Genomic DNA, 9,596 nt, shown 5'->3' on the forward strand with positions numbered 1-9,596 from the left:
GGCGCGCCTCGTCGAGCGGGCGCTGACCGTCCGCCGGGCGCGGCTCGTCGAGCGCCTCGGGCGGCCGGGGCCACTCGGGCGGCTCCGGCCACTTGTTCCTCTCCTGCCGCGCCCTCTCCGGCTGGACCCGGTCCGCCCGGAGAGGGTCCGCCCGGAGAGGGTCCGGCGCCACGTCCCCTTGCGGCTCCACCCGAGGCAGCGTGTCCGCCCCGTGATAGGCGCCCGGGAACGACAGCGAGTACGGATCGGTGTCGTCCGGCCTGGGCAGCGGCTTGAGCGGCGCGAGGAACGCGTCGTCGGCACGGCCCGGGCTGTCGGCGCCACCCAGGCTGTCGCTGCGGCCCAGGCTCTCGGTGCGGCCCAGGCTCTCGGGCGGCCCGTCCGGCGCGGCCTCGTCCTTGGCGGTCGCCGACTCCAGCCACTCGGCCGCCTCGCTCTCCCCGTCGGGAAGCCGCTCCGCCGCCTGCGAGCCGTACACGGAGTCGACCGCGGCGCGGAACAGCGGCGGGGTCGGCGTGTCCTGCTGGGACGGGACCGACAGCCACGGGTCCTTGGGGTATGGCGAGGCGACCGGCTCGTCCGCTGAGGGGGCCGGGGAGCTGACCTTGAGAGGAGCCTCTTCGGTCTCCTTGATCGCATCCAGCCAGGCCAGCTGTTCCTCGAGCGATTCTTCGCGATCGTGTCTTGCCACCGTGTTCCCCCTCGGGTGGGTCTAAAGGGGCAGCAAACATGTTGCAGATTAACGGCATGTGTTCTCTTGAACGCAGTCAACCCACAACTTCTTTGCCCAGCTACGGTGGTTGCATGCGAGCGATCGTCATCACCCGTCCCGGCGAACCCGAGGTCCTGGAGTGGCGCGAGGTGCCAGATCCGCGTCCCGACCAGGGGGAAGTCCTCGTCGAGGTAACCGCGGCCGGGGTCAACAGGGCGGATGTCCACCAGCGGAGGGGTTTCTACGACCCGCCGCCCGGCGCGCCGCCGTACCCGGGGCTGGAGGTCTCCGGCGTGGTGGCGGAGGTCGGCTCGGACGTCGAGGGGTTCCGGGCCGGTGACGAGGTCTGCGCGCTGCTGGCCGGAGGCGGCTACGCCGAGCGGGTGGCCGTGCCGTGGCAGCAGGTGATGCCGGTGCCCGAAGGCGTGTCACTGGTGCGCGCGGCGGCGCTGCCGGAGGTGGCGTGCACGGTGTGGTCCAACGTGTTCATGCTGGCGAGGCTGCGCCGGGGCGAGACGCTGCTGGTCCACGGCGGGGCGAGCGGCATCGGCACGTTCGCGGTCCAGCTGGCCAAGGCGCTCGGCTCGCGGGTGGTGACGACGGCCGGGTCGGCGGCGAAGATCCAGCCTCTCAGGGAGCTGGGCGCCGACGAGGTCGTCAACCATCGCGAGGAGGACTTCACCGAGAAGGCGCGCGCCGACGTGATCCTCGACATCATCGGCGCGAGATACCTGGACGGGAACGTCCGGGTGCTCAACACGGGCGGGCGTCTGGTGATCATCGGCTTGCAGGGCGGCGCCCGGGCCGAGCTGGACCTGGGCGCCCTGCTCGCCAAGCGCGCGTCCGTCCACGGCACGACGCTGCGCAACCGCCCAGTCGAGGAGAAGGGCGCGATCGTGCGCAGCGTCGTGGAGAACGTGTGGCCGCTGGTGGCCGCGGGGGCGGTGCGTCCGGTGGTGTACGCGGAAGTGCCGATGTCACAGGCCTCGGAGGCGCACCGGACGTTGGATGCCGGGGAACACATCGGCAAGATCCTGCTAGTACGGTGAGACATATGAATGCTGAGGACAACAACCCCTCCCACATCGTGGTGGTCGGCCCTGACTTCCAGGGGAAGGGCGATAGCGGCGAGGACGAGCGATCGGTCACCAACCTGGTCGAACAGCCCGCCAAGGTGATGCGCATCGGCAGCATGATCAGGCAGCTCCTGGAGGAGGTCCGCGCGGCTCCCCTCGACGAGGCCAGCCGTAAGCGCCTGAAGGAGATCCACGAGTCCTCCATCAAGGAGCTGGAGGACGGTCTGGCGCCGGAGCTGGTCGACGAGTTGGAGCGGCTGTCGCTGCCGTTCACCGATGACAACGGCACGCCGCCGAGCGAGGCCGAGTTGCGCATCGCCCACGCCCAGCTGGTCGGTTGGCTCGAAGGGCTGTTCCACGGGATCCAGACGACGCTGTTCGCGCAGCAGATGGCCGCCCGCGCGCAGCTCGAGCAGATGCGCCGGGCGCTTCCCGGCGTGCCGCACGGCGACGAGCAGCAGCGGTCGGGCCCCTACCTCTGAGACGGCCTGGAGGGCTCTATCCGAAGAGCTCTTCGAGCACTCGCGCGACGCCGTCCTGGTTGTTGGCGGCCGTCACGTGATCGACCGCGGCCAGCACGTCCGGGTGGGCGTTCGCGACCGCGTACGACGTGCCTGCCCAACTCAGCATGGGCAGGTCGTTGGGCATGTCGCCGAACGCCACCACCTGTGACGGCTTGATCTCGTGCCGTCCGGCCAGCACGGCCAGGGCCGTGGCCTTCGTCACGCCGTGCGCGCTCATCTCGATGAGGCCCCTGCCGCTGGAGTGCGTGGCGGTCACCAGATGCCCCACGAGCTCGTGCACGGCCGCGTGGAGGCTGTCGGGGTCCATGCGGGGGTGCAGGGCCAGCAGCTTGGCGCAGGGCCGCGAGGTGAGCGTGCTGGCGCCCACGCGGAGCCCGCCCACGGCCTTGCTGTCCCAGCCGCCGAGAGGGAAATCGGACTCATGCGCAAATCCCCCCTCATACTCGACCGAAAAAGCGAGCTCGGGCACGTTCGCTCTTAGCTGAGCGACGACTTCGCAGAGCACCTCGGCGGAGATAAGGTGAGATTCAACTATCCTTTCGGTATGTAGATCGTAGATCAACGCTCCGTTAGCACAGATGGCCAAGCCGCGGTGACGCGTGACTCCCGCCACGCCGCTCATCCATCTGGGTGGTCGTCCGGTCACGAAGACGAGCATGGCTCCCGCCTCCTCGACCTTCGCGAACGCCGCGGCCGTTCGTGGAGAGACGGTTCCGTCGGTGCGCAAGGCGGTGCCGTCGAGGTCGGTGGCCACCAGACGGGGCGAGGGAAGGCTCTGCATAACAGGTTCTAGTTTGCCTGGTGATGCCCCCGACCAGAAATCTTCCGACGGACGGGAACACTGACGCCCCAGAATGGTGTTAGATGTGATGGCGTTGTATTAGCTGATCCCGTAGTGAAAACCAGCATGACTTTGTCTGAGCCACCCCGGGTGCTTGCTGTACGACACACCGGGACTCGCGAGGTGCGGGTCCCATAGATTCACATCCTGAGGGAGAGCTTTTATGGCTCAGGGAACCGTCAAGTGGTTCAACGCCGAGAAGGGCTTCGGCTTCATCGCCCCGGACGGCGGTGCGCCGGACGTGTTCGTGCACTTCTCCGAGATCGTCGGCAACGGCTACCGCAGCCTTGAAGACGGCCAGCGGGTCGAGTTCGAGATCACGCAGGGCCAGAAGGGGCCGCAGGCCTCCCAGGTCCGTGCCATCTGACCTGTAGCAGCGAGTTGGACCGGGGTTCGCTTCCAGCGAACCCCGGTCTTTCGCGTTCCTGGCGCCCACGAGGGTCACAGGTGTGACTCAACTCACGGACGGGGTCGAACCAGCGGGCCCCGCGCGTCGTCGACCCGTGCATGAGGTACGCGTGGTTGTGTCACCCCGTGACCATGGTCGCGGTCGTCGTCCTTCTCCTCAACGACCACCTGCTCAAGCAGGCTCACCCGGGGTTCGTCACCGGCAAGCTGAGTGACGTCGCGGGGCTCGTCGTGGCGCCGCCCCTGCTGGCGCTGCTCTTCCTCGGACGGGCCGACCTACCGGCCACCCTGCTGACGGGAGCCCTCTTCACGCTCGTCAAGACGGCGGAGACGGGTGCCGAGGCCGCCTCCCACCTCTGGACCCTCGTGGCGGGCCCGTCGCGCGTCCTGGCCGATCCCACGGACTTGCTGGCCCTTCCCGCGCTCGCCCTCGCCTGGTGGGTACGGCGGCGAAGCCTGGAGACGGACGCCCCGCGGTGGCGGCTCCTGGTCGTGGGGCCGCCCGCCCTGCTGGCCGTGGTGGCCACCTCCGCCGCGCCGCCGACGTCTCCCGTCGCCCATGCCGTCTACGTGGACGGCCCGCGGATCGTCGTCACCACGGGCGAGACGACCGCCCTGGCCTCCGAGGACGGCGGGGTCACCTGGTCCGACCGGCGTCCGGCGCGGAATCGGCCGCCGCAGACCGCCGCGTGCGTGCCCGGCCTGCCCGAGCGGTGCTACCGGGTGATCGGCGGGCCGGCCGTGGCCGAGTCCGACGACGGCGGGAAGACCTGGCGCTGGTCCTGGAAGGTGTCCGAGCGCGGACGCGACCGGCGGGCCAGGCAGTATCCGGGCGACGACCCGGCCGACCTGCGCGCGCGGTCGCTGGCCGTACAGGTCCGGCCGGGAGGGCACCTCGTGGTCGTCGCCAACGGGTCCGGCGGGATCCTGGTGCGCGAGGTGTCAGGCGAGTGGCGGCTGCTGGGCTGGCCGGACATGAGCGCCGCCGCTCCCGTGGATCCGCCGGGGACCGACCGTTCCGGCCGGCCGCCGGAGACCGCCGGCGAGCCGTTGGAGACCGACCGTCCCGGCGAGCCGCTGGAGACCGAACGGACGGTCGCCCTCGTCCTGGCGGTCTCCGTGCTGCTGGGCGCCTTCGGAGCGGGACTGCGGCGGCTGCACACGGCCTACACGATCTCCGCTGTGCTCGCGTCAGGAGGGCTGCTCTACGTGCTGCTCGAAGGGCTGGACGATCGGCTGCTGTTCGTGGGCGGCTCTGTGGGGCTGCTGGCGACCCTGGCGTGCGTCGTCCTCGCCGCCGCGGGCGGTGTCCGGGGCGGCGCCGCGCTCGTCGGGCTGGGGTCGGCTCCGCTTGTCTACGGCGCCGTGTACCTGCCCTTCCTCGGCTGGGTGTGGGGCGTGCCCGACTCGTACGGCGTCGCGCTGGCCGCGGCCGTCGTGATGACCCTGGCCGTGGTGGGGGCGGGCGCCGCGCTCCTGAGGCGCGACGCCCGCAGAGCCCTGGGCGGGCCGGACTACTCGGGCGGGCCGGACTACTTGGGCGGCTCCAGCACGTCCAGGCCCACGTAGGGGCGCAGCGCCTCGGGAACCACCACCGAACCGTCGGCCCGCTGGTGGTTCTCCAGGATGGCGACGATCCAGCGGGTGGTGGCCAGCGTGCCGTTGAGCGTGGCCACGTGCTGCGGCTTGCCGTCCTTGTCGCGGTAGCGGACGCCGAGCCTGCGCGACTGGAACTCGGTGCAGTTGGAGGTCGAGGTCAGCTCGCGATAGCGGCCCTGGCTCGGTATCCACGCCTCGCAGTCGAACTTGCGGGCCGCCGACATGCCGAGGTCGCCCGCGGCCGTGTCGATGATCCGGTAGGGGACCTCGATGGCGGACAGCATCTGCTTCTCCCAGGCCAGCAGCCGCCGGTGCTCCTCCCGCGCCTCCTCGGGGCGGCAGTAGGAGAACATCTCCACCTTGTCGAACTGGTGGACGCGGATGATGCCCCTGGTGTCCTTGCCGTACGAGCCGGCCTCGCGCCGGAAGCACGACGACCAGCCCGCGTAGCGCAGCGGAAGCCGGTCGGCGGCGAGGATCTCCTGGGCGTGGTAGCCCGCCAGCGAAACCTCCGAGGTGCCGACCAGGTAGAGGTCGTCGTCCGGCAGGCGGTAGATCTCCTTGTCGTGGGCCACGTGGAAGCCCGTGCCCTGCATGGTCTCGGGCTTGACCAGCACCGGAGTGATCATGGGTACGAACCCGTGCTCGATCGCCTGCTGCATGGCCATGTTGAGCAGCCCCAGCTGCAGCCGCGCGCCGACGCCCTTGAGGAAGAAGAACCGCGAGCCGGACACCTTGGCGCCCCGCTCCATGTCGATGGCGTCGAGCAGCTCGCCGATCTCCAGGTGGTCCTTGGGCTCGAAGTCGAACTCACGCGGCTCGCCGTGCGTCTCCAGCACCACGTAGTCGTCCTCGCCGCCGTGGGGCGCGCCCTCCTCGACGATGTTGGGCACCGTCTGCAGGAGCTCGTCGAGCTCGGCGCCGAGCCGCTCCGCCTCCGCCTCGGCGGCCTTGACCTCGCCCGCGAGCTCCTTGGCCCGGGCCAGCAGCGCCGACTTCTCCTCGCCCTGCGCCTTGGAGACCGTCTTGCCCAGACTCTTCTGCTCGGCGCGCAGGGACTCGAACCTGGTCAGCGCGGAGCGGCGGCGCTCGTCCAGGTCGAGCAGCTTGTCGACGACGGAGTCGTCCTCGCCGCGGGCACGCTGCGATGCCCGGAGCCGGTCGGGGTCCTCACGAAGGGTACGCAGGTCAATCACAAGAAAAGGCTACCGGTGCGCGACCGGTGATGGCCTCCGGATTAGGCCTTCCCGGCGCGGACACGGGCGAGCCAGTCGGCCGCCTCGGCGAACTCGGGGTCGGACGTGCCCCTCTTGATCTGGGGCGCGACGCCGTCGGCACGCGGGTAGCTGCCGAGGAAGCGCACGTCGCCGCAGATGCGGTGGAGCCCCGAGATGGCCTCGCCGACGCGCGCGTCGGCGACGTGCCCCTCGAAGTCGAAGTGGAAGAAGTAGCGGCCGATGCCGTCGCCCGTGGGCCGCGACTCGATGCGCGTCAGGTTGACGCCGCGCACCGCGAACTCCGTCAGCATCTCCAGCAGCGCGCCCGGGTGGTCGTCGGCCAGGAAGACCACGAGCGTGGTGCGGTCGGAGCCGGTCGGCTCGGGCAGCGGGCCGGGGCGGCCCACCTTGACGAACCTGGTCACCGTGTCGGAGCGGTCGCCGATGTCTCCGGCCAGCTCGATCAGCCCGTAGTGCTCGCCTGCGATGCGCGCGCCGATCGCCGCGTCGTACGGCGAGCCCGGCAGCGACACCTCCTGGGCCGCCGCGGCCGTGGAGGGCGCGGCCACCACCACCGCGTCGGGCAGCTCCCGGGAGATGAAGGCGCGGCACTGCGTGATGGCCGCCGGGTGGGTGTAGACCCGCTTGATGTGCGGGATCTCGGTGTCGGGCCGGGCCAGCAGCGAGAAGCGCACCGGCAGCAGCAGCTCGGCGGTGATCAGCAGCGGCTCGCCCCAGGCGAACTCGTCGAGGGTCGTGGTGATCGCGCCCTCGACGGAGTTTTCCAGCGGAACCACGGCGCCGTCGGCCTCGCCGCCGCGCGCGGCGGCGAGAGCGGCGGTGACGTTGGCGCAGGGAAGGCGCTCGGCGTCGGGCTCCAGGAGCCGCAGGGCCTCCTCGGTGAAGGTGCCCTGTGGTCCTAGGTAGGCGAGTCTGGGCATGGATACAGAGTATCCGCAGGTTGTCGCGGTGCGCGCGCCTTTGTCACCAAGGGGCCCAGACCGAGCCGGGCCGCGCGCACGGCCTCCTCCTCTTCGGGCGCAAGTGGATGCTCGCCCCGGCCGCTCGTCACGGCCCGCACGTAGGTGCGGGTCTCGGAACGGCCGTTGATGGAGGTCAGCACGATGCCGTCGCCCAGTGCGTTGATCATCGCGACGGAGAACGACAGCCGGCCGGTCATCTCCTCGAGCGCGTCGTAACGGCAGACGGCCACGTCGCGGATGGCCTTGAGGTCGCCGGCGCCGCTCGCCGCGCGGGCCAGCAGCATGCGACAGTCGTCGATCTCGGCTCTCGCCCGCCTGAGCGCCAGCAGGCCGATGAGCGCGGCGCAGCACCCGGCGAGCGCGCACATCCATACGGCAATCAGCACGCTACAGAGCGTAATGCCCGGCCATGGGGCGGGGAACGCTTTCGTCACGCCATTTCGGGAGCCAGTGCGCCAGCAGCCAGACGAGGGCCAGCGCGCCCAGCCCGTAGCCGTTCTGGACGATCTTGCCGAGCACGAGGCTGACCACGGGGATGTCCGCGGCCTTCAGCGACACCCCCCACCAGGGGATCGGCACCACGTAGTAGAGCCACACGCCCACGGCCACCCGCAGCCTGACCGGGTCGCGCCCGTCGCCCACGACGGCGCCCAGCACCACGACGACCCAGGCCAGGTGGTGGATCCACGCGACCGGCGACAGCAGCACCGCCATCAGCCCGACCAGCGCGGTCGCGGTGATCGTGTCGTGCGCCCGGTACGCGTCGCGGGCCCCGCGGAAGCCGTACCAGGCGACCACCGCCACCAGGGCCAGCCAGAGCACCGACGTCAGCGTGTCAGGCAGGTAGAGGCGCATGAGCATGCCGCGGATGGACTGGTTGGTGGTGGCGGTGTTCGCGCCGACCCGCTGAGGGTCGAGCAGCGCCGAGAACCAGAAGCCGGCGGCGTCCCGCGGGATCACCGCGAACGGCAGCAGCGTGAGCAGCGCCGCCGTGAACGCCGCCATGGAGAAGGTCCGCCACTGTCGCGTCACCAGCAGGTAGACCAGGAAGACACCGGGGGTGAGCTTCACCGCGGTCGCCAGCCCGATCAGGAACCCCCGCGGCCACCACGGCCGCCTCGCGGCGCAGTCGGCCAGGCACAGCGCCACGAGCAGGATGTCCACCTGCCCGAACCTGACCTGGTCGCGGATCGGCATCAGGTACGCGCACGCCACCATCAGGAACGCGAACACCCACGGCGCGTGCCTGCGCACCGCCTCACCGCGCAGCGCCTCACGGAACGAGAAGCCCACGGTCACGGCGAGGGCCACGAAGATCCCGGCCGTCCACACCCACTGGGCGGTGTCCCACGACATCTTCGCGAGGAGCGTGGCGAGCATCGCCGCGATCGGCGGGTAGGTGAAGGGGAGCAACTGGGGCGCGGGCGTGACGAACCCGTAGACCGGGCGGCCGTCGAGCAGCATCTGCCCGCCGGTGCGGTAGACGTCGAGGTCGACGAGGCGCTGGTCGTCGGGGTTCGTCAGCCAGTGCTGGACCAGCGGGGCCACGGCCGCCGCGACGACCAGCACCGCGAGCGCCCACGCCCACCATCGCCGCCGGAACGACGGCACCACGCCACCTGTCACGGTGTGGCACGTTACCGTGGCTGGTGTCGATCGAGGCGCACACACCCGGGGGTCCGCACATGCCGCATGCCACCTTCAGCGTGCCCGCACGCCCTCCGACCGGCCGTTTCGCGGCCTGGGCAGGCGCGGTCACGCTGCTGGTCGTGACGCTGGCCTGCCTCGCCCTCCCCGGCGCCGCCCACGCGCTCACAGGCACCGCCCACGCGCCCATCGGGACCGCCCGCGCCCTCACCGCCGGTGGCGGCATCGGCGGCCGGGTGGCTCTCATCGGTGTTCCGGGGCTGGAATGGAGCGACCTCGACCGTTCCCGCACCCCCAACCTGTGGAAGCTCGTCGCCCAGGGCGCCTCCGCCTCCATCTCGACGCGGGCCGTGCCGCCTCCCGACCGCGGCATCACCTGCCCCGTCGCCGGCTGGCTCACCGTCTCGGCGGGCCAGCGGGCAGGTACGGCCGGCAGAGGCTGCCCCCCGGCCCCCGCCCCCAGGCCCGACGGCGATGGCGCCACCGTTCCCGGCTGGGCTCAGCTCGTCACGCACCAGGCGACGACCGGCTACGACGCCCGGCCCGGCACCCTCGGCCGCCTGGTCGCCGGAGCGGGCGGCCGGGTGGC

10 protein-coding genes and 1 pseudogene are annotated in these 9,596 nt (G+C 71.2%); 5 read left to right on the plus strand and 6 right to left on the minus strand.

Annotated elements, in window-relative coordinates; genetic code table 11:
• Window positions 1–691 (minus strand): hypothetical protein (locus DQW85_RS14510; RefSeq protein ID WP_205315129.1); only part of this gene is annotated, 691 nt, incomplete at its 3' end.
• Between the two features lie 113 nt (window positions 692–804).
• On the opposite strand from DQW85_RS14510, the gene DQW85_RS14515 reads away from it, so the two are divergent.
• On the plus strand, window positions 805–1,761 hold the full coding sequence (locus tag DQW85_RS14515) for an NAD(P)H-quinone oxidoreductase (protein WP_113700838.1): 957 nt from the start codon (window positions 805–807) through the stop codon (window positions 1,759–1,761).
• Window positions 1,762–1,766: 5 nt separating this feature from the next.
• The gene (locus DQW85_RS14520) at window positions 1,767–2,270 is read left to right on the plus strand and encodes a bacterial proteasome activator family protein (RefSeq protein ID WP_109524902.1); all 504 of its coding nucleotides are present in this window, start codon (window positions 1,767–1,769) and stop codon (window positions 2,268–2,270) included.
• A 16-nt stretch (window positions 2,271–2,286) separates the two neighbouring features.
• Here DQW85_RS14520 and DQW85_RS14525 read toward each other — a convergent pair whose 3' ends face one another.
• Window positions 2,287–3,066: an HAD family hydrolase gene (locus tag DQW85_RS14525; RefSeq protein ID WP_198654216.1), complete on the minus strand. Its 780-nt coding sequence runs from the start codon at window positions 3,064–3,066 to the stop codon at window positions 2,287–2,289.
• Window positions 3,067–3,316: 250 nt separating this feature from the next.
• On the opposite strand from DQW85_RS14525, the gene DQW85_RS14530 reads away from it, so the two are divergent.
• Together DQW85_RS14530 and DQW85_RS14535 are read left to right on the plus strand one after the other, a co-directional pair.
• Window positions 3,317–3,520, plus strand: a complete 204-nt coding sequence (locus tag DQW85_RS14530) for a cold-shock protein (protein ID WP_043619750.1) — start codon at window positions 3,317–3,319, stop codon at window positions 3,518–3,520.
• A gap of 167 nt (window positions 3,521–3,687) precedes the next feature.
• A complete protein-coding gene (locus DQW85_RS14535) occupies window positions 3,688–5,130 on the plus strand; it encodes a WD40/YVTN/BNR-like repeat-containing protein (protein WP_113700839.1) in 1,443 nt (480 codons plus the stop codon).
• Here the strand turns inward: DQW85_RS14535 and serS are convergent.
• From serS to DQW85_RS14555, 4 genes are read right to left on the minus strand one after another with little or no spacing between them, the layout of a single operon-like run.
• Complete coding sequence (serS, locus tag DQW85_RS14540; RefSeq protein ID WP_113700840.1) at window positions 5,094–6,356, minus strand: serine--tRNA ligase; 1,263 nt, start codon at window positions 6,354–6,356, stop codon at window positions 5,094–5,096. The genes DQW85_RS14535 and serS overlap by 37 nt on opposite strands.
• Before the next feature lie 41 nt (window positions 6,357–6,397).
• Window positions 6,398–7,318 (minus strand): prephenate dehydratase, encoded by a 921-nt coding sequence (pheA, locus tag DQW85_RS14545; protein WP_113700841.1) that lies wholly within the window; start codon window positions 7,316–7,318, stop codon window positions 6,398–6,400.
• A complete protein-coding gene (locus DQW85_RS14550; RefSeq protein ID WP_240197177.1) occupies window positions 7,297–7,746 on the minus strand; it encodes a DUF4446 family protein in 450 nt (149 codons plus the stop codon). Before DQW85_RS14550 ends, pheA begins: the two co-directional genes overlap by 22 nt.
• Before the next feature lies 1 nt (window position 7,747).
• Window positions 7,748–8,986, minus strand: a complete 1,239-nt coding sequence (locus tag DQW85_RS14555; RefSeq protein ID WP_240197178.1) for a glycosyltransferase 87 family protein — start codon at window positions 8,984–8,986, stop codon at window positions 7,748–7,750.
• Between the two features lie 59 nt (window positions 8,987–9,045).
• Between DQW85_RS14555 and DQW85_RS14560 the strand changes: the two are divergent.
• Window positions 9,046–9,596, plus strand: a pseudogene (locus tag DQW85_RS14560) (hypothetical protein); the annotation flags it as partial.

This window comes from Nonomuraea lactucae (genome assembly GCF_003313395.1).
GTDB lineage: Bacteria > Actinomycetota > Actinomycetes > Streptosporangiales > Streptosporangiaceae > Nonomuraea > Nonomuraea lactucae.